Here is a 16,521-nt window from a genome sequence, read left to right as displayed (position 1 = left end):
CTCGTCAGTCCTCGGCGAGCCGCCGGCCCGCGTCGCGGCAGGCGGTGAGCACCGCGCGGGCGTACCCCGGGGTGGCGCCGGCCAGGCCGCACGCGGGGGTGACCACCACCTGCTCGGCCAGCCGGCGGCGGGGGAAGCCGAGCTGGTCCCAGACCCGGCGGACCCGGTCGGCGACCTCGGCCGACGTCGGCGCCCGGCCGGAGGCCGGCGGCAGCGTCGGCGCGGCGCCTGCGAGCAGACCGAGCCCGGCGTCGATCGCCTCGCCGAGCGGGTCGAGCTCGGTGACGAGCGACAGGTCGAGCGCGACGCCCACCGCGCCGGCGGATCGGATCAGGTCCAGCGGCACGTCCGGCGCGCAGCAGTGCACCAGCGCCGGTACGCCGGCCGCGTCGATCACGTCGCGCAGCAGCGCCCGCGCCACCTCCGTCTCGACCGGACGGTGGGTGCCGAAGCCGCTCTCGGTGGGCACCCGGCCGGCCAGCACCGTCGGCAGGGACGGCTCGTCGAGCTGGAGCAGCACCGAGGCGCGGGGCAGCCGCCGGGTCACCGCGTCGACGTGCCTGCGCAGCCCTTCGCCGAGCGAGCCGGCGAGGTCGCGTACCGCGCCCGGGTCGCGCAGCATCCGGCCGCCGATCGGCAGCTCCAGCGCGGCGGCCAGGGTGAACGGGCCGGCGGCCTGGACCTTGACCGGCCCGGCGTACTCCTCGGCCTGCTCGGCGAGCTGGTCCAGGTCACGTTCCATCAGGTCGCGAGCGCGGCGCAGGTCCCGGCCGGGGCGCGGGGCGATCCGCCAGCGACCCGCGTACAGCTCGACCGGCAGTTCGACGAGCAGACCCGCGCTGCGGCCGACGAGGTCAGCGCCCGGTCCCCGGGTGGGCAGCTCGGGCAGGTGCGGCAGGGTGGGCAGCTCACCGAGCACGACCCGCTGCGCCTCGGCGATGTCGGTGCCGGGCAGCGACCCGATGCCGGTCGCCGCGCCGGTGGGCCAGGGCCATGCCTGCTCAGTCACGGCCGCAGCCTATCCGCTGCCGGTGCGAGGTCAGGCGGCGGTGATGGTGGCGGAGCCGAGGACCACGTCGCCGGCCGGGTCCGGCCGGTAGGCCACGATCGCCTGACCGGCGGCGACACCCCGCACCGGCCGGCGCAGCGAGGCGCGCAGGCCGTCGGCGTCGACCTCGACGGCGGCCGGCACCACGTCGCCGTGCGCCCGCAGCTGCACCTCGCACTCGCCCGGCCCGTCCGGGCGCGGGCCACCGGTCCACACCGGGCGGGTGGCGCGTACGTCGGAGACCTCCAGCGCCTCGGCCGGACCGACGGTCACCGTGTTCGTGGTCGGGGTGATGGAGAGCACGTAGCGGGGCCGGCCGTCCGGCGCCGGGCGGTCCAGGTGCAGCCCACGCCGCTGCCCGACGGTGTACTGGTAGGCGCCGCTGTGACTGCCCACCACCGCGCCGGTGAGCGCGTCCACCACCTGGCCGGGCGCCTCGCCGAGCCGCTCGGCGAGGAAGCCACGGGTGTCGCCGTCGGCGATGAAGCAGATGTCGTGCGAGTCCGGCTTGTCGGCGACCGCCAGGCCGCGCCGGGCGGCCTCCGCGCGCACCTCGGCCTTTGTCGAGTCGCCGAGCGGGAAGATCGACCGGTCGAGCTGCGCGCGGGTCAGCACCGCCAGCACGTACGACTGGTCCTTGGCCGCGTCGACACTGCGCCGCAGCAGCCCGTCGGAGCCGAGCCGGGCGTGGTGACCGGTCACCACGGCGTCGAAGCCCAGGGCCACGGCCCGGTCCAGCACCGCCGCGAACTTGATCTTCTCGTTGCAGCGCAGGCACGGATTCGGGGTACGCCCGGCGGCGTACTCGGCCACGAAGTCGTCCACCACGTCGTCGTGGAACCGGTCGGCCATGTCCCACACGTAGAAGGGGATGCCCAGCACGTCGGCGGCGCGCCGGGCGTCCCGGGAGTCCTCCAGCGTGCAGCAGCCCCGGGCGCCGGTGCGGTACGTCTGCGGGTTGCGGGCCAGCGCCAGGTGCACGCCCGTCACGTCGTGCCCGGCCTCCACCGCCCGCGCCGCCGCGACGGCGGAGTCCACCCCGCCCGACATCGCCGCCAGAACCCTCACCGGCCCACTCCCCTCGTCCTCACCGAGCGTATCCGGGTCAGCGGGGCGTACGCAGGGCGGCCGCGCGGCGTGCCCGCTCCACAGCGGCGGGCAGCGCGGCGATCAGCGCGTCCACGTCCGCGCCGGTGCTGGTGTGCCCGAGCGTGAAGCGCAGCGAGGACCGGGCCCGGTCGTCGTCGGCGCCCATGGCCAGCAGCACGTGCGAGGGCTGGGCCACCCCGGCGGAGCAGGCCGACCCGGTCGAACAGGCGATGCCCTGGGCGTCCAGGAGCAGCAGCAGCGCGTCCCCCTCGCAGCCGGGGAAGGAGAAGTGCGCGTTGCCGGGGAGCCGGTCGGCCGGGTCACCGTTGAAGATCACCTCGGGGACTGCATGCCGGACCCGTTCGACCAGTTCGTCGCGGAGCGCGGCGACGCGGGCCGCGTACTCCTGCTGGCCCTTCACCGCGGTCTCGACGGCGACGGCGAACGCGACGATGCCGGCGGTGTCCAGCGTGCCGGAGCGGACGTCGCGCTCCTGGCCGCCGCCGTGCAGCAGCGGGGTCGCGGCCACGTCGCGGGCCAGCAGCAGCGCGCCCACGCCGGTCGGTCCGCCGAGCTTGTGCCCGGTCACGGTGAGCGCGGACACCCCGCTGGCGGCGAAGTCGACAGGCACCTGGCCGACCGCCTGGATGGCGTCGGTGTGGAACGGCACGCCGTGCGCGGCGGCGACGGCCGCCAGCTCGGCGACCGGCTGCACGGTGCCGACCTCGTTGTTTGCCCACATGGCGGTGACCACCGCCACCCGCTCGCCGTGCTCGGTCAGCTCGGCGCGCAGGCGCTCGGGGTCGAGCCGGCCGACCGCGTCCACCGGAAGGAGACCGGCCTGCGCGCCCTCGTGCTCGACCAGCCAGTCCACCGCGTCCAGCACGGCGTGGTGCTCGACCGAGCTGGAGACCACCCGGACCCGGTCGGCCCGGGCCGCGCGGCGGGCCCAGAAGACGCCCTTCACGGCGAGGTTGTCGCTCTCCGTCCCGCCACCGGTGAAGATCACCTCGGAGGGGCGGGCACCGAGCGCGGCGGCCACCCGCTCACGGGACTCCTCCACCCGCCGCCGGGCACGGCGGCCCGCCGCGTGCAGCGACGACGCGTTCCCCACCTCGCGGGCGGTCGCGACATACGCCTCGAGTGCCTCGTCGAGCATCGGGGTCGTCGCCGCGTGATCAAGGTATGCCATCACCGTTCAGCCTAACGGCCTGCGAACCCGCCGCCGGGGGCCGGACCGCCCCGTCCCGCGCGGGGGTGGGACGGGGCGGTCCGGTGGCTCACTCCTCGCGCTCACAGGGGAACGGCGGTGACCACGATGTTGTCCCGGTAGCTCCGGGTCTTCGCGTCGAACGGCCCGCCGCAGGTGATCAGCGTGAGGCGGGGTTTGCCGTCGCGCGCGAAGTACCGCTCCAGCGGGATCTTCGTCTTCCGGTACTCCTCCCGGGCCACCACCCGGTAGGAACGCTCGCGGCCGTCCGAGCCGGTGGCGGTGAGCCGGTCGCCCCGGTCCAGCTCGCGCAGCCGGAAGAACGCCCCCTTGCCCTGCTCGGCGCTGTCCACGTGCCCGGCGATCACCACCGAGCCGGCGTCGGCCTCCAGCCCCGGGCCGTAGCGGTACCAGCCGACCTGGTCCACGCTGGGCGGCACCTCGAACTCGTCGGTGCGCTCGTTCACCCCCACCGGGTCGACGGTGGCGGTGACCCGGATCGGCGGGATGCTCAGCTTCACCGGCGGCACGATCTCGCTGCCGGCGGGCAGCGTGCCCGGGTTCACCGGCACCGAGCCCGCCGCCGAGGCGGCCGGCGTGGGCGTGGGCGTGGCGCTGGACAGGGCGGCCACCTCGTCGCCGCCGACGTCCTCGGCGGGATCGGACCCGCACGCCACCACGCCCGCCAGGGTGAGCGCGGCGGCGCCGGCGGCCATCGCCGCCAGCGCCCCGCGGTTGCGCACCGTCACCGGCGACCGGCCCGGGCGGTTGCCGCCACCCGCGCACCGCCGCCGACCAGGAGCAGCACGCCGGCCCCGGCCAGCACGTACCACCAGGTGTCCACGCCGGTGCCGGCCTGGCCGCCGGTGCCGCTGGGCACGCCGCCCGGCGCGGAGTGCAGGCCGCTGATGGTCTGGGCGACCACGCTCAGGTTCTTCGCCTCGGCCGAGCCGATGGCGTAGACGATGGTGGCGGTGCCCTCCTTGAGGTTCAGGTCGGCCGGGCCGATGGCGACGGTGTCGGTGCCGGCCAGCACCACGTCCGCCTTCACCGCGCCGGCGGCCACGTCGGCCTTGGCCTCCTTCGGGTTGGTCAGGTTCTCGAAGACCGGCTTGCCGCCGGCCCGCACGGCGGCGGCCGGGGCGGCGGCGGTGTGCCGGACGATCAGCCGGGCCTTGCCGGCGCCCACCTTGGACACGTCGTTGACGAACGGCGTGATCTGCGGGTTGCCGTCGGCGCTCAGGTGCGCGGCGAGGCTGATGTTCGCCCCGCCCGGCACCGCGGCGTCGTCCACCTTCAGGATCGCCTTGTCGATCGCCTCGCCCGGCTTGGTGAGGGCGATGTCGTACTCCCCCTCGGGCAGGGTGAGCGGGCCGGCCACGTCGCCGGGCTTGAAGTTGTTCAGCGTCTTCTCGCCGTTGACGTACACGTCGACCGGGGTGTCCGGGATGCCGTGGACCACGGAGACCTTCGACGAGGCGGCGTAGGCCGGGCTCATGGTGGCGGCGCCGACGCCGGCGAAGGTGAGGGCGGCCACCGCGCCGCCCGCGGCGACCCGACGGAACATCGCGTACTGCATTGTCTGCCTCCTGGTAGTTCATGCTGATTCGTCAGGCCTGGCTTGCAGAACGGGTTACGCCGGCTCCGTCGCCTCCGGATGCGCCCGGATCCGATTTCTTTTTCCCGTCTCCGGGCGCATCCGCCGGGCCTTGCGGCGACGAAGGAGAGATGACGAGGGTCGTCACTGACACACCGGAAGAGTGGGGCGAGGGCTGTGGGAGTTACAGTCGGGCATGCCCCACGGAAGGCGAGCCGCCGCATGACGGCGGCGAGGCAGGGCCCCGAACCGCCGGGCGAGGACGACCTCGCCACCCGGTTCCGCGACGGCGACGAGGCCGCCCTGCGAGAGGCGTACGACCGGTACGGCCGAGCGGTGCTGCACCTGGCCACCACGACGCTCGTCAACCGCAGCGACGCAGAGGACGTGACCCAGGCGACGTTCGTCGCCGCCTGGCTGGGCCGGGAGACGTTCGACCCGGCGAAAGGCTCACTGGTCGGCTGGCTGCTCGGAATCGGGCGGCGCAAGGTGGTCGACCGGATCCGGGCCTCGGCCCGGGAGACGCGCGTGGTCGAGACCGTCAAGCAACTGCCGGAGCCGGTCTCCACCGGCCCCGACCCGGACACCGTGGTCGACCGGCTGGTGGTCGCCGACGAACTGGCCCGGCTCCCCGACGAACAACGCCGGATGCTCGAGCTGGCGTTCTACGACGACCTGACACACCAGCAGATCGCGGCGGTGACCGGAGTGCCGTTAGGCACTGTCAAGAGTCACATCAGACGCGGCATGCAGAGCCTGAAACGCAGATGGGAGGTGGACGGTGCAGCACCTGGACCACGACCGGCTGGTCTTTCTGGCGCTCGGTGAGAGCGAGGCGGCTGACGGCGAGGCCACCCATCTCGACACCTGCGACCACTGCCGGGGCGAGGTGGAGACGCTCCAGCACGTCGCCGGGCTCGGCGCGGGCACCCAGGGTCTGGCCGATCTGCCCGACCCGCCGGAGCACATCTGGCAGGGCATCATGGCCGAGATCCGGGCCGCCGAGGAACTGCCGGCGCTGACCGAGCGGCGCCTGCCGCGCCCGGCCGACCCGGTCGAGCCGGTCGCCGTACCCGCCGTCTCGCGCCGTTCGCGGCGGGGCCGGCGCTGGCCGGGGTGGGCGACCACGGCGGTCACCGCCACCGCCGCCGCGGTGATCGGTGTCGCCGGCACCGCCGCGGTGCTCGGCGGCGGCACGGACACCGATCCCGAGCCGCCGGTGGTGGCCAGCGCGCCGCTCGCCGCGTTCGGCTCGACACCGAAGGACGCCTCCGGCGACGCCCGGGTGCTCGGCGACCACCGATTGCATCTGCACGTGACGAATCTCCCGACCGTTCCGGGGTACTACGAGGTCTGGCTGATCGATCCGAACACGATGGATATGTTCTCCGTGGGTACGCTGAGCAACGGATCAGGGGACGCGCTCCTGCCGATTCCCCCGAACGTCGACCTGCGCACCTACACCGTGGTCGACATCAGCGCGGAGCAGTACGACAACAAGCCCGATCACTCCGGCGACAGCCTGCTGCGGGGCACCCTGACGGGCTGATCGGCGGGCCGGCTCAGCTCCCCGGCCCGCCGATCAGCTCCCCACGAGAAAAGGCCGCCGCCCGGATCACCGGGCGGCGGCCTTCTTTCACGCGATGCTCACTTGCGCTTGCGGATCTCCTCCGCGGCCTGTGGGACGACCTTGAACAGGTCGCCGACCACGCCGTAGTCGGCGAGTTCGAAGATCGGCGCTTCGGCGTCCTTGTTGACCGCGACGATCGTCTTCGAGGTCTGCATGCCGGCGCGGTGCTGGATCGCCCCGGAGATACCCAACGCGACATACAGCTGCGGGGAGACGGTCTTGCCGGTCTGGCCGACCTGGAACTGGTGCGGGTAGTAACCGGAGTCCACGGCCGCGCGGGACGCGCCGACCGCGCCGCCGAGCAGGTCGGCGATCTCCTCGACCAGCTTGAAGTTGTCGGCGTTACCGACACCGCGACCGCCGGAGACGACCACGGAGGCCTCGGTCAGCTCGGGGCGGGAGCCCTTCTGCTCCGCGACCCGCTCCACGACCTTCGCGAGCTTGTCCGCGTCGGTGACCGACACCGTGAGCTGCTCCACCGCCGGGGTGGCCGCGGCCGGGACCGGGGCGAGGGAGTTCGGCCGGACGGTGACCAGCGGCAGGCCCTTGGTGACCTTCGCCTTGACGATGGTGGACCCGGCGAACGCCACCTGGGTGGCGGTGCCGTCGGCGGCGAGGGCGACCACGTCGGTCAGGATGCCGTTGTCCAGCTTGACCGCCAGGCGGGCGGCGATCTCCTTGCCCTCCTGCGACGAGGCGAGCAGCACGGCCGCCGGCTGCACCCGCTTGACGAGGTCGGCGACCACAGTCGCCTTGGGGGCGACCAGGTAGCCGTCGATCTCCTCACCCTCGGCGGCGTAGATCTTCTCCGCGCCGTACTCACCCAGCTTCGCGCTCAGCGCCTGCGCGGCGCCGGCGCCGCCGAGAACGACGGCGCTCGGGGTGCCCAGCTCGCGGGCGAGGGTGAGCATCTCCAGGGTGACCTTCTTGACGCCGAACTCCTTGGTGGCTTCGACGACGACGAGAACCTCAGACATGACCAGACCCCTCACACGAACTTCTCGGTGGCGAGGAACTCGACCAGCTTCACGCCGCCGTCGCCCTCATCGGTGATCTTCTCGCCGCCGGAGCGCGGCGGCCGCTTGGAGTGCTCCACCACGGCGCTGGTGGCACCGTCGAAGCCCACCTCGCCCGGGGCCACGCCCAGGTCGCCCAGGGACAGCGTCTGCACCGGCTTCTTCTTCGCCGCCATGATCCCCTTGAACGACGGATACCGCGGCTCGTTGATGGTGTCCCACACCGACACCACGGCCGGGGTCGAGGCGGTCACCACCTCGTAGCCCTCCTCCGTCTGCCGCTCGGCGGTCAGGGTCGAGCCGTCGACGGTGAGCTTGCGCGCGCCGGTCAGGGCGGCCACACCGAGCCGCTCGGCGATCATGTGCGGCATCACCTGCACCCGACCGTCGGTCGACTCGGCGCCGCAGAGGACCAGGTCGGCGTTGAGCTGACCGAGGGCGGCGGCGAGAACCTTGGAGGTGGCCACCGCGCAGGACCCGTGCAGGGCGTCGTCCACGACGTGCACGGCCTTGTCCGGGCCCATCGACAGCGCCTTGCGGATCGACTCGGTCGCCCGGTCCGGACCCATCGTCAGGATCGTGACCTCACCACCGTGCGCTTCCTTGATCTTCAACGCCTCTTCGATGGCGTACTCGTCCATCTCATTGATGACGTTGTTCGCCGAACCGCGGTCGACGGTGTTGTCGTCAGCACGCAGGCTGCGGTCCGCGCCCGAATCAGGCACCTGCTTGACGAGTACGACGATATTCATCGCGCTTCGACGACCCTCCTGTTTGGTGTTGCGATCACTCGCCCGGTCACGGGCGCAGCCTCCCGCGTGACGGAACGTGGGTCAACCGCGGGCAGCTGTGCACTTCCCCACGAGCGCAATGTTACCCGCAAGTAGCATGGGCACCCCGGCCGCCCGCAGTGACGCAGGTCACCGGCATCAGGCCGATTCGGCCAACGCGTGCGTGATCTTCTCGATCGCCGCTGCCTCAGCCGGCTCGATCCCCCGGTGCGCCTGCGCCACCCGCTCCGCCGCTGCGAGCACCACCGACCGGTACGTCTCGGCGTCGTCGGGCGACTTGTCCCGGAGGATCTCCATCGACCGGCCCAGCGCGGGCAGCACCACGGACTCGACCTCCAGGGCCGAGTCCCGGGGCAGCTGCGGCAGCGGGCCGGTGGTGAGCGCCTCCTTGACCACGCCCCCCACCTCGGCGAGCGCGCCGGAGGCGGCGAAGCTCTCCCGCACCATCGCCAGCACCCCGGGTACGGCGTTGGAGACCAGGAAGACCGCGCCGAACGCGCCGGTCTTCAGGGTGAGCCGCTCGTCCGCCGTCAACCGTTCCATGATCACGGAGTGTAGACGTACGGCGTGGAGGTGGTGACCGCAACGAGCCCGAGCCCCTCCAGGATGGGCCGGCTGTCCGGCGAGCAGTCCACCTGGAGCAGCGTCTTGCCGCGCTGCTGCGCCAACCGCGCCCGGTACGCCACGAGCGCTCGGTAGATGCCCTTCTTCCGCCACTGCGGCAGCGTCGAGCCGCCCCAGAGGCTGGCGAAGCCGGTGCCACGCTGGTAGCGGATCCAGCCCGCGCTGACCACGGTCTCGCGCGCCTCGGCCACCACGATCGTGATCGACTGCGGATCGGCCTCGATTTCCCGCGCCAGCCCGTACACCAGGTGGCTGCGGTCCTCCCGCCAGACCTCCTCCTCCATGGCGGCGATCCGCTCCAGGTCGGCCCGGCTGGTGACCTCGCGCAGGCGTACCCCCTCGGGGAGCACCGGGACGGCGGCGGCGAGCGGCGCGACCGGGCCGACCACTACGGTCTCCTGGTCCTCCGGTACGAAGCCGGCGGCGCGCAGCCGGTCGCCCAGGTCGGCCGGCTCGTCGTGACCGGCGAGCTTCCACTCGACCGACTCACCCCGGGCCCGGAAGACCTCGACCTGCCGGGCGATGAGCGCGTCCAGCTCGGCGCCGGCCAGACCGTCGAGCGTCCGGTAGGTGAGGAAGCCCCGGTGGTCGAGGCCGAGCACGCGGAACAGCGGACCGTCCCGCTCCACCGTCACCCCGGCGGGCGCCGGATCGGGCAACTCCGGACGAAGCTGGCTGTCGTAGGCGTCGCGCAGCTCACGCGCGTCAAGATCGGTCATCCCCCCAGGCTAGGCGCGGGGCAAAGCGGATAATCGGCAGCGTGTGGGAGTCGATCAAGAGCTGGTTCGACCCGCGTGAGCTGCGTTCGGTCGGCACCCCGCCGGACTACCGCTTCTCGCTGGCGAACGAACGGACGTTCCTGGCCTGGCTGCGTACCGGCCTGGCGCTGGTGGCGGGCGGGCTGGCCGCCGCGCAGTTCCTCCCGCCACTACGCCTGGCCCACCTGCGCGAGGCGCTCGCGATCGCGCTGCTGCTGCTCGGCGCGGCCGTCTCGATCCGGGCGGTCGACCACTGGGCCCGGACCGAACGGGCCATGCGACTGGACGAGGAGCTGCCCGCGTCCCGCTTCCCGGCCGTGCTGGCGCTGATAGTCGCGATCGGCGCGCTGCTGCTGGTGGCGGCCGTGCTGCTGGGCGGCGCGGGATGACCCGCGACCCCGGCCTGCAACCCGAACGCACCCGGCTGGCCTGGCGGCGGACGCTGCTCACGCTGACCGCGGTGCTGCTGCTGCAGCTCCGGCAGGCGTTCACCGGCCGCGTCCTCGACGCGCTGCTGACCGGGGCAGCGCTCCTGGTCTGGCTCGCCGTGCTGGTGGTGACGTGGCACCGGGCCACCGGCGCGGGACCGCGGCGGTTCGATCCCTGGTCGGTGCCGCTGACCGCGCTCGGCGCGGCCGGACTTGCGGTGCTCGGCGTGGCGCATGTGCTCGGCGGGGTGCACTGACGTGTCCGGGTGAGCCATCATGAGGCATGCCCCGCCTCTTCGTGCTGCTGTTCCTGGTTCAGGTCGTCCTCGCCGTGTGCGCGCTGATCAGCTGCCTCTCCGCCGACGAGGAGAAGGTCAAGGCGCTGCCCCGGATGGTCTGGGTGCTGGTCATCCTCGTCTTCCCGCTGGTCGGCTCGATCGCCTGGTTCCTGGTGGGCCGCGAGCGCCCGGCGGGAGCCGTGGGCGGAACCGGCGCGGGCGGTACCGCCGCCCCGGCCCGCCGCCCGCTCGCCCCGGACGACGACCCGGAGTTCCTCGCCTCGCTGGACGAGCAGTCCCGCCGCGAGGACCAGGAACGGCTGCGGCTGTGGGAGGAGGACCTGCGCCGCCGCGAGGAGGAGCTGCGCGGCCGCCCGGACGACCGGGACCGCCCCGAGGTCTGACACGCGACGCGGGCCGCCCGCCGGTCACCCGGCGGACGGCCCGTGGGCGCCGTGTTCAGGCCAGGTTCGACGAGCGGGGGTACGCGTCGGCCGGGTCGGTCAGCACGTTGACGAGGTACGGCACGCCCGAGTCGAACGCGCGCCCCAGCGCGGGCCCGAGGTCGGCGGCCTTCTCCACCGTCTCGCCCGCGCCGCCCAGCGCCTCGACCACCTTGTCGTAGCGCAGCCCGGGCTGGAGGTCGGCGGCCACGTCGTAGCCGTACATCGCCCGCATCGGGTGCTTCTCCAGCCCCCAGATGCCGTTGTTGCCGACCACGATCACCACCGGCAGCTTCTGCCGGACCAGCGACTCCACGTCCATCAGCGAGAAGCCGGCCGCGCCGTCGCCCATCAGCACGCAGATCTGCCGGTCGGGGTGGCTGACCCGGGCGCCCATGGCGTAGCCCATGCCGGTGCCGAGGCACCCGTACGGGCCGGGGTCGAGCCAGGTGCCGGGCTGGGCCGGCTCCAGGTACTTCCCGGCGTACGACACGAAGTCGCCGCCGTCGCCGATGGTGATGGCGTCCGGGGCGAGCACCTTGCGCAGCTCGCCGTAGACGCGGGCCGGGCGGATCGGGTCGCTCTCGGCGGCCATCTCCTCGGCGTCGCGGGCCTTCGCCGCATCCTCGGCGGTACGCAGCTCGGCGATCCAGTCGGCGTGGTCGGCCCGGTCACCGGCGTGGTCGGCGAACGCGCCGAGGATCAGCCGCAGGTCACCGGCCGGCGCGGCGGCCGGCTGCACGTGCCCGGCCCGCTGGCTGGGCGCGTCCACCACGTGCACCACCTGCGCGTCGCCGAAGTCGCCGAAGGAGAGCCGGAAGTCCAGCGGGGTGCCGATCACCACGACCACGTCGGCGCCCTTGAGCGCGACCCGGCGGGCCTTGGCGAAGGCGAGCGGGTGCTCCGGCGGCAGCGCGCCCCGGCCCATGCCGTTTGTGAACACCGGCACCCGCAGCGACTCGGCGGCGGCCCGAAGCGCCTCGACGGCGTCGCCCGCGTACACGTCGGAGCCGGCGATGATCACCGGCCGGGACGCGCCGGCGATCAGGCGGGCCGCCTTGGCGACCTCGTCCGGGTCGGGCTCGATCGGCGCGGGCGGCGTGACCGCCGGCAGGTCGGCGTCACCGACGGAGAAGACCGCCTCCAGCGGGAAGTCCAGGAACACCGGGCCGCGGTGCGGGGTCAGCGCGGTGGTCAGCGCCGCCGAGATCGCCCGCGGGATGTCGTCGGCGCTGAACACCGTCTCGGCGTGCTTGGTCACCGGCGCGACCAGCGGCAGGTGGTCCATCTCCTGGAGGCTGCCCGACCCCCAGCGGAACTGCGGGGCCCGGCCGCCGAGCACCAGCACCGGCGAGGCGTTGAAGAACGCGCTGGTCAGGCCGGAGACGCCGTTGGTGACACCGGGGCCGGCGGTGAGCACGGCCAGGCCGGGGCGGCGCTGAAGCTTTGCCACCGCCTCGGCGGCGAACACGGCGGACTGCTCGTGCCGCACGTCGTAGAGGGGGAAGCCCGCCTTGTGGGCGGCGTCGTAGAGCGGAAAGACGTGCCCGCCCGAGAGCGTGAACATCTCCCGTACGCCGTGCGCGCGTAGTGCCGCGAGCGCCAGATCGCCGCCGTGGCCCTCGACCCGTTCCGTCATGCCATTCCCCTTCATCGACCGACCGGGGTCACGCTACTGGCCGGTAGCGCGGATGTGAACAGCTCTCGCGTCAGCGGCCGGTGAAGCCCGGCTTGCGCTTCTCCACGAACGCGGTCATGCCCTCGCGCCGGTCGTCGGTGGCGAACAGCGCCGCGAAGAGCTGGCTCTCCCAGGCCAGGCCCGAGGTGAGGTCCATGTCCAGACCCGCGTCGACGGCGGCCTTCGCCGCCCGCAGCGCCTGCGCCGGCCCGGTCAGGAACGGCTTCACGTACGCCACCGCGGCGTCGTAGACCTCCGCGGCGGGCACCACCTGGTCGGCCAGGCCGATCCGCAGCGCCTCGGCGGCGTCGACCATCCGACCCGTCATGATCAGGTCCTTGGCGCGGGCCGGGCCGACCAGCCGGGCCAGCCGCTGGGTGCCGCCGGCACCCGGGATGATGCCGAGCTTGATCTCCGGCTGGCCGAGCTTGGCGTCCTCGGCGACGATCCGCCAGTCGCAGGCCAGCGCCAGCTCGCAGCCGCCACCGAGCGCGTAGCCGGTGATCGCGGCGACGACCGGCTTGGGGATGCGGGAGATCGCGCCGAGCGCGCTGGACAGATCGGCGGCCCGCTCCGCCATGTCCACGTAGGACATGTCGGCCATCTCCTTGATGTCCGCGCCGGCCGCGAAGACCTTCTCGCCGCCGTACACGATGACGGCGCGGACCTCGGCGTCGGCGGTGGCCGCCGCGGCGGCGGCGCGCAACTCCTCCTGCACCTGGGTGTTGAGCGCGTTCATCGGCGGCCGCTCCAGCCGGATGGTGCCGATGCCGTCCTTCACTTCCAGCTTGACGAACTCGCCCACGCTGCCCTCACTTCCTCGTCGAAGTCGCGTGCCAACCTTACGGCTCGCCTCGTTGGGGTAGACAGTGTGGTGTCGGCGACTCCCCAGGTCGCCGCCGCCCCGCCACCGGGAGTGAGGCCATGATCACCTACTACGACGACCGTTCCGTCCAGGTCACCTCCACCACGGTACGGGTGGACGGGCGCAGCTACCCGCTCGCCGAACTGACCACCGTGTGGCACCGGCGGGGCGAACGCTCGTGGCGGGTGCTCGCCGGGCGCGGCGCGATCGGAGCTGCGCTCGCCGGGCCGCTGGTCACCGCCGTGCTGGGCATCGGGCTGGCCGTGTGGCTGCAACGCTCGGCGGTGGTCACCATCGCCATCGTCGGGATCTCGGTGCTGATCGGCCTGGCCGTCGGGCCGGTGGCTGACTTCCTCTTCGAGTACCTGGACCGCTCCTACGCCCGGGGCAGCCGGGAGATGGAGATGTGGGCCGACTGGCGGGGGCGTCCGGTGCGGCTGCTGCACACCCGGGACGCGATGAAATTCGGGCAGATCTACCGGGCGGTGCAGCGGGCCATGGAGAGCCTGCCCGCCGCTCCCCGCCGGACCGCGCCGGGACCTGCCGCGCCCGGTCAGAACGTGACCGGCTCGTCCGGCAGCAGGCCGAGCCCGCGCAGCAGGCCGTAGGTGTCCTGTTCGCCCCAGAACTGCACGATCCGGCCACCGGCCAGGCGGTACATCTTGCAGGCGCTCTGCACGGTGGTCGCCCCGGTGGCGTCGCGCCGGTACGTCTGCGCCACCGACACCACCACCCGGTCCCCGGCCGCGAAGATCTCCAGGATCTCCTGGTCGAGCACGGTCAGGCCGGGCGAGGAGACGGCGGCCTCGGGGTGGCGCCGACCGCGTACCGCCACGCCGGAGCCGTAGACCTGCACGTCCTCGTCGACCACCTCGGCCAGCTCGGCCAGGTCCTTCGTGACGAAGGTGCGCAGGTAGCGCTTGACCACCTCGATGTTGCGCGCCTGCTCGTCGCCGCCGACGCCGGCCCCGCCCGTCATACCGTCACCCTACCGACGCTCGACCGTCCGGTGTCGACACACGCGGTTAGGCTGATTCATGGCCCTCTATTACCGGGACGACGCGGTACAGGTCACCTCGGACGCGATCCACGCGGGTGGTCGGGTCGTCGCGCTCGCCGACGTCACGTACGTCTGGCACGAGCGCGGCGCCACCACCCTCGCGGTCCGGGGGCGGGTGCTGGGACGCGGGGTGCTGGTCCTGCTGCTGTCGCTGCCGCCGCTGGTCGCGGTGGTCTGCGTGCTCTCCCTCGCCTGGTCGGCGCAGGACCGGGGCGAGTGGAAGCTGGCCCTGATCATCCTGGCCGCGTTCGTGGTGATCGGGCTGGCGCTCACCCCGTTCCTGGAGGTGCCGCTCGGCTGGCTGGACCGTTCCTACGAGCGCGGCAACCGGGTGCACGAACTGTGGGTGCAGCACCACGGCCGGGAGACGATGCTGGTCCGCACGCCCGACGCGCTGCGGTTCGGGCAGATCTACCGGGCCGTGCAACGCGCGGTGGAACAGCAGACCGACAGCCGCTGAGCCGCCCGGCGCCGGTCAGGCCAGCGGCAGCGTGGTCGCCACCGGCCAGGCCAGCAGCACCGCCCCGAGCAGCGGTGCCTGCCACCACGGCGCACCCCGGCGGCGCAACACCTCGGCCCAGGCCGCCTGCCAGGCGACCAGCGCCGCGAACAGCGGCACCACCAGCAGCACGAACCCGGGCGCCAGGCCGATCAGCGCCGCGCCGGCCAGCACCAGCACGGCGATGCCGCCGACGGTGGCGTAGCCGAGGCCGTGGCCGTCGGTGAGCCGCTCGGCACCGAGCAGGAAGACCAGGCAGCAGAGCGTCATCAGCGGCAGCAGCCACCACCGGGCCCCGACCGGCACGGTCGAGGTGAGCCCGAGATGCAGCGGTAGCGCGACCGCGAGCACGGCGTACCCGAGGAGCACGACAGCGACCACGGCGGACCGGACGCCACCCCCGGTCGCCGGTGTCCGGCCGGGGCGCGCGAAGCGTGCCGCGGCGGCCAGCAGCACGCCGGTGAGCAGCAGGAACACCGCGACGTATCCGCCCACGGCGAGTGGCAGCCGAGCGGTCGGCAGCAACGCGGCGAGCGCGGCGCCCAGCCCGGCCGCCGGCACCGTCGCGGCGAGCCACCAGGTGGTACGCGGACCGCCGGCGCCCGGCCGCGCCCGGCGCGACAGCAGCGCCGCCAGCGGCACCAGGCCCAGCGCGAACCCCGCCAACAGCAGGGCGGCCCCGCCCGGCCGGGTCAGCGGGGACGGCGACGGCCCGCCGGTACGGTCCGGCAGCGCGTCGAGCACCGCCGCGTGGGTACGCGGCGCGAACAGCACCGACACGTGCTCGACGCCGGGCGCCACCACGCGCGTCCGGGCGCCCGGTGGCGCGTCCCGGGTCGCCTCGTCGACCGCCTGGCGGAAACCGGCGAACTCGAGGCCGCCCACCACCAGCGTCAGCTTCCCCGGCCAGCCGGCCGGCACGTCACCGCCGTCGGGCAGCGAGATCGCCACCGTGCGGTCGATCTCCGGATGCGCCACCGCGTACCGGGTGACCGCGCCGGCGCCCATCGAGTGCCCGACCAGCACGATCCGGTCCCTGTCGACGCCGGGACGCTCACGCAGCCACGCCACGGCCACGTCCAGATCGTGCCGCAGCCGCGCCCGGGCGCCTTCCCCGTCCCGCCCGGCGCCAGGTAGCCGGGACCCGCTGGCGCCGTGCCCGGCGAAGTCGAGCAGCACCGCGACGCCGCCCTGGCGGGCCACCGAGTCGGCCAGCGGCCGCATCAGCCGGGCCGACCCGGCGAAGCCGTGCGCGATCACCACACCGGGCCGCCGGTCACCGTCCGCGCCGTCCGCCCGGACCTCGGTCAGCGGCACCCCGGCCACCGTCGCCCGCCGGGTGCTCAGACCGGCGTCGGCACGGACCAGGAGCAGGGCGCCGACGACGACGGCGAGCAGCGCGACCACGCCGCAGGCGAGCGTTCGCCGCGACGCCGGGCCGGGGGTGGGCATGCCGGCACCCTACGCCGCGCCGGGCACCCGGCGTGACGGTCACCGCCCGGCGGCC

20 protein-coding genes are annotated in these 16,521 nt (G+C 73.9%); 7 read left to right on the top strand and 13 right to left on the bottom strand.

What is annotated here, in order from left to right:
* Positions 1 to 4 precede the first annotated feature (4 nt).
* The 5 genes from MicB006_RS06380 to MicB006_RS06360 all read right to left on the bottom strand — a co-directional run bounded on the left by MicB006_RS06380 (position 5) and on the right by MicB006_RS06360 (position 4,926).
* Positions 5 to 1,009 (bottom strand): methionine synthase, encoded by a 1,005-nt coding sequence (locus MicB006_RS06380; protein ID WP_116504499.1) that lies wholly within the window; start codon positions 1,007 to 1,009, stop codon positions 5 to 7.
* Between the two features lie 30 nt (positions 1,010 to 1,039).
* Entirely contained in the window at positions 1,040 to 2,116 is a 1,077-nt protein-coding gene (gene mnmA / locus MicB006_RS06375; RefSeq protein ID WP_116504497.1) for a tRNA 2-thiouridine(34) synthase MnmA, read from the bottom strand.
* Between the two features lie 37 nt (positions 2,117 to 2,153).
* Positions 2,154 to 3,329, bottom strand: coding sequence for a cysteine desulfurase family protein (locus MicB006_RS06370; protein ID WP_073830467.1), 1,176 nt, complete (start codon positions 3,327 to 3,329; stop codon positions 2,154 to 2,156).
* A gap of 101 nt (positions 3,330 to 3,430) precedes the next feature.
* Complete coding sequence (locus MicB006_RS06365; protein WP_116504495.1) at positions 3,431 to 4,096, bottom strand: class F sortase; 666 nt, start codon at positions 4,094 to 4,096, stop codon at positions 3,431 to 3,433.
* Entirely contained in the window at positions 4,093 to 4,926 is an 834-nt protein-coding gene (locus tag MicB006_RS06360; RefSeq protein ID WP_116504493.1) for a DUF4397 domain-containing protein, read from the bottom strand. Before MicB006_RS06360 ends, MicB006_RS06365 begins: the two co-directional genes overlap by 4 nt.
* Before the next feature lie 240 nt (positions 4,927 to 5,166).
* On the opposite strand from MicB006_RS06360, the gene MicB006_RS06355 reads away from it, so the two are divergent.
* Both MicB006_RS06355 and MicB006_RS06350 read left to right on the top strand, forming a co-directional pair.
* Positions 5,167 to 5,772, top strand: coding sequence for an RNA polymerase sigma factor (locus MicB006_RS06355; RefSeq protein ID WP_013284457.1), 606 nt, complete (start codon positions 5,167 to 5,169; stop codon positions 5,770 to 5,772).
* Positions 5,726 to 6,493 carry an anti-sigma factor domain-containing protein gene (locus MicB006_RS06350; protein WP_116504491.1) on the top strand — a complete coding sequence of 256 codons (768 nt, stop codon included), beginning with the start codon at positions 5,726 to 5,728 and terminating at the stop codon, positions 6,491 to 6,493. Before MicB006_RS06355 ends, MicB006_RS06350 begins: the two co-directional genes overlap by 47 nt.
* A 98-nt stretch (positions 6,494 to 6,591) precedes the next feature.
* Here the strand turns inward: MicB006_RS06350 and MicB006_RS06345 are convergent, their stop codons facing one another.
* The 4 genes from MicB006_RS06345 to MicB006_RS06330 form a co-directional block, all read right to left on the bottom strand.
* The gene (locus tag MicB006_RS06345; protein WP_116504489.1) at positions 6,592 to 7,551 is read right to left on the bottom strand and encodes an electron transfer flavoprotein subunit alpha/FixB family protein; all 960 of its coding nucleotides are present in this window, start codon (positions 7,549 to 7,551) and stop codon (positions 6,592 to 6,594) included.
* 11 nt (positions 7,552 to 7,562) lie between these two features.
* Complete coding sequence (locus tag MicB006_RS06340; protein ID WP_116504488.1) at positions 7,563 to 8,342, bottom strand: electron transfer flavoprotein subunit beta/FixA family protein; 780 nt, start codon at positions 8,340 to 8,342, stop codon at positions 7,563 to 7,565.
* 177 nt (positions 8,343 to 8,519) lie between these two features.
* On the bottom strand, positions 8,520 to 8,924 hold the full coding sequence (locus MicB006_RS06335; RefSeq protein ID WP_116511228.1) for a hypothetical protein: 405 nt from the start codon (positions 8,922 to 8,924) through the stop codon (positions 8,520 to 8,522).
* Positions 8,925 to 8,926: 2 nt separating this feature from the next.
* Positions 8,927 to 9,724, bottom strand: a complete 798-nt coding sequence (locus tag MicB006_RS06330) for a GNAT family N-acetyltransferase (protein ID WP_116504486.1) — start codon at positions 9,722 to 9,724, stop codon at positions 8,927 to 8,929.
* A 41-nt stretch (positions 9,725 to 9,765) separates the two neighbouring features.
* On the opposite strand from MicB006_RS06330, the gene MicB006_RS06325 reads away from it, so the two are divergent.
* Genes MicB006_RS06325 through MicB006_RS06315 form a run of 3 tightly spaced genes read left to right on the top strand, consistent with a single transcriptional unit; the run spans position 9,766 to position 10,873 of the window.
* A complete protein-coding gene (locus MicB006_RS06325; protein WP_091419252.1) occupies positions 9,766 to 10,152 on the top strand; it encodes a YidH family protein in 387 nt (128 codons plus the stop codon).
* Positions 10,149 to 10,448: a DUF202 domain-containing protein gene (locus tag MicB006_RS06320; protein ID WP_116504484.1), complete on the top strand. Its 300-nt coding sequence runs from the start codon at positions 10,149 to 10,151 to the stop codon at positions 10,446 to 10,448. The genes MicB006_RS06325 and MicB006_RS06320 overlap by 4 nt, the downstream gene beginning before the upstream one ends.
* A 26-nt stretch (positions 10,449 to 10,474) precedes the next feature.
* Positions 10,475 to 10,873 (top strand): PLD nuclease N-terminal domain-containing protein, encoded by a 399-nt coding sequence (locus MicB006_RS06315; RefSeq protein WP_116504483.1) that lies wholly within the window; start codon positions 10,475 to 10,477, stop codon positions 10,871 to 10,873.
* Between the two features lie 55 nt (positions 10,874 to 10,928).
* On the opposite strand, the gene MicB006_RS06310 is transcribed toward MicB006_RS06315, so the two are convergent.
* Positions 10,929 to 12,551 (bottom strand): acetolactate synthase, encoded by a 1,623-nt coding sequence (locus MicB006_RS06310; RefSeq protein WP_073830881.1) that lies wholly within the window; start codon positions 12,549 to 12,551, stop codon positions 10,929 to 10,931.
* Positions 12,552 to 12,621: 70 nt separating this feature from the next.
* The gene (locus MicB006_RS06305; RefSeq protein WP_073830880.1) at positions 12,622 to 13,395 is read right to left on the bottom strand and encodes an enoyl-CoA hydratase/isomerase family protein; all 774 of its coding nucleotides are present in this window, start codon (positions 13,393 to 13,395) and stop codon (positions 12,622 to 12,624) included.
* 119 nt (positions 13,396 to 13,514) lie between these two features.
* Here MicB006_RS06305 and MicB006_RS06300 point away from each other — a divergent pair, with 119 nt between their 5' ends.
* Complete coding sequence (locus tag MicB006_RS06300; RefSeq protein ID WP_116504481.1) at positions 13,515 to 14,063, top strand: DUF6232 family protein; 549 nt, start codon at positions 13,515 to 13,517, stop codon at positions 14,061 to 14,063.
* Here MicB006_RS06300 and MicB006_RS06295 read toward each other — a convergent pair.
* Positions 14,009 to 14,434: a nuclear transport factor 2 family protein gene (locus MicB006_RS06295; protein WP_116504479.1), complete on the bottom strand. Its 426-nt coding sequence runs from the start codon at positions 14,432 to 14,434 to the stop codon at positions 14,009 to 14,011. The genes MicB006_RS06300 and MicB006_RS06295 overlap by 55 nt on opposite strands.
* 58 nt (positions 14,435 to 14,492) lie before the next feature.
* Here MicB006_RS06295 and MicB006_RS06290 point away from each other — a divergent pair, with 58 nt between their 5' ends.
* A complete protein-coding gene (locus MicB006_RS06290; protein ID WP_030500927.1) occupies positions 14,493 to 14,975 on the top strand; it encodes a DUF6232 family protein in 483 nt (160 codons plus the stop codon).
* A gap of 15 nt (positions 14,976 to 14,990) precedes the next feature.
* On the opposite strand, the gene MicB006_RS06285 is transcribed toward MicB006_RS06290, so the two are convergent.
* Complete coding sequence (locus tag MicB006_RS06285) at positions 14,991 to 16,466, bottom strand: alpha/beta fold hydrolase (protein WP_116504477.1); 1,476 nt, start codon at positions 16,464 to 16,466, stop codon at positions 14,991 to 14,993.
* Positions 16,467 to 16,521 lie beyond the last annotated feature (55 nt).

This window comes from Micromonospora sp. B006, assembly GCF_003408515.1.
GTDB lineage: Bacteria > Actinomycetota > Actinomycetes > Mycobacteriales > Micromonosporaceae > Micromonospora > Micromonospora echinospora_A.
The sequence above is the reverse complement of the archived record's forward strand: the minus strand, read 5'-3'. Positions and strand labels throughout refer to the sequence as shown.

Bases quoted from the DNA above. Each gene is read 5' to 3' on its own strand.
- MicB006_RS06295 (WP_116504479.1), bottom strand. From the start codon at position 14,434: ATGACGGGCGGGGCCGGCGTCGGCGGCGACGAGCAGGCGCGCAACATC.
- MicB006_RS06310 (WP_073830881.1), bottom strand. From the start codon at position 12,551: ATGACGGAACGGGTCGAGGGCCACGGCGGCGATCTGGCGCTCGCGGCA.
- MicB006_RS06315 (WP_116504483.1), top strand. From the start codon at position 10,475: ATGCCCCGCCTCTTCGTGCTGCTGTTCCTGGTTCAGGTCGTCCTCGCC.
- MicB006_RS06370 (WP_073830467.1), bottom strand. From the start codon at position 3,329: ATGGCATACCTTGATCACGCGGCGACGACCCCGATGCTCGACGAGGCA.
- MicB006_RS06355 (WP_013284457.1), top strand. From the start codon at position 5,167: ATGACGGCGGCGAGGCAGGGCCCCGAACCGCCGGGCGAGGACGACCTC.
- MicB006_RS06335 (WP_116511228.1), bottom strand. From the start codon at position 8,924: ATGGAACGGTTGACGGCGGACGAGCGGCTCACCCTGAAGACCGGCGCG.
- MicB006_RS06360 (WP_116504493.1), bottom strand. From the start codon at position 4,926: ATGCAGTACGCGATGTTCCGTCGGGTCGCCGCGGGCGGCGCGGTGGCC.
- MicB006_RS06340 (WP_116504488.1), bottom strand. From the start codon at position 8,342: ATGAATATCGTCGTACTCGTCAAGCAGGTGCCTGATTCGGGCGCGGAC.
- MicB006_RS06320 (WP_116504484.1), top strand. From the start codon at position 10,149: ATGACCCGCGACCCCGGCCTGCAACCCGAACGCACCCGGCTGGCCTGG.
- MicB006_RS06345 (WP_116504489.1), bottom strand. From the start codon at position 7,551: ATGTCTGAGGTTCTCGTCGTCGTCGAAGCCACCAAGGAGTTCGGCGTC.
- MicB006_RS06285 (WP_116504477.1), bottom strand. From the start codon at position 16,466: ATGCCCACCCCCGGCCCGGCGTCGCGGCGAACGCTCGCCTGCGGCGTG.
- MicB006_RS06330 (WP_116504486.1), bottom strand. From the start codon at position 9,724: ATGACCGATCTTGACGCGCGTGAGCTGCGCGACGCCTACGACAGCCAG.
- MicB006_RS06300 (WP_116504481.1), top strand. From the start codon at position 13,515: ATGATCACCTACTACGACGACCGTTCCGTCCAGGTCACCTCCACCACG.
- MicB006_RS06290 (WP_030500927.1), top strand. From the start codon at position 14,493: ATGGCCCTCTATTACCGGGACGACGCGGTACAGGTCACCTCGGACGCG.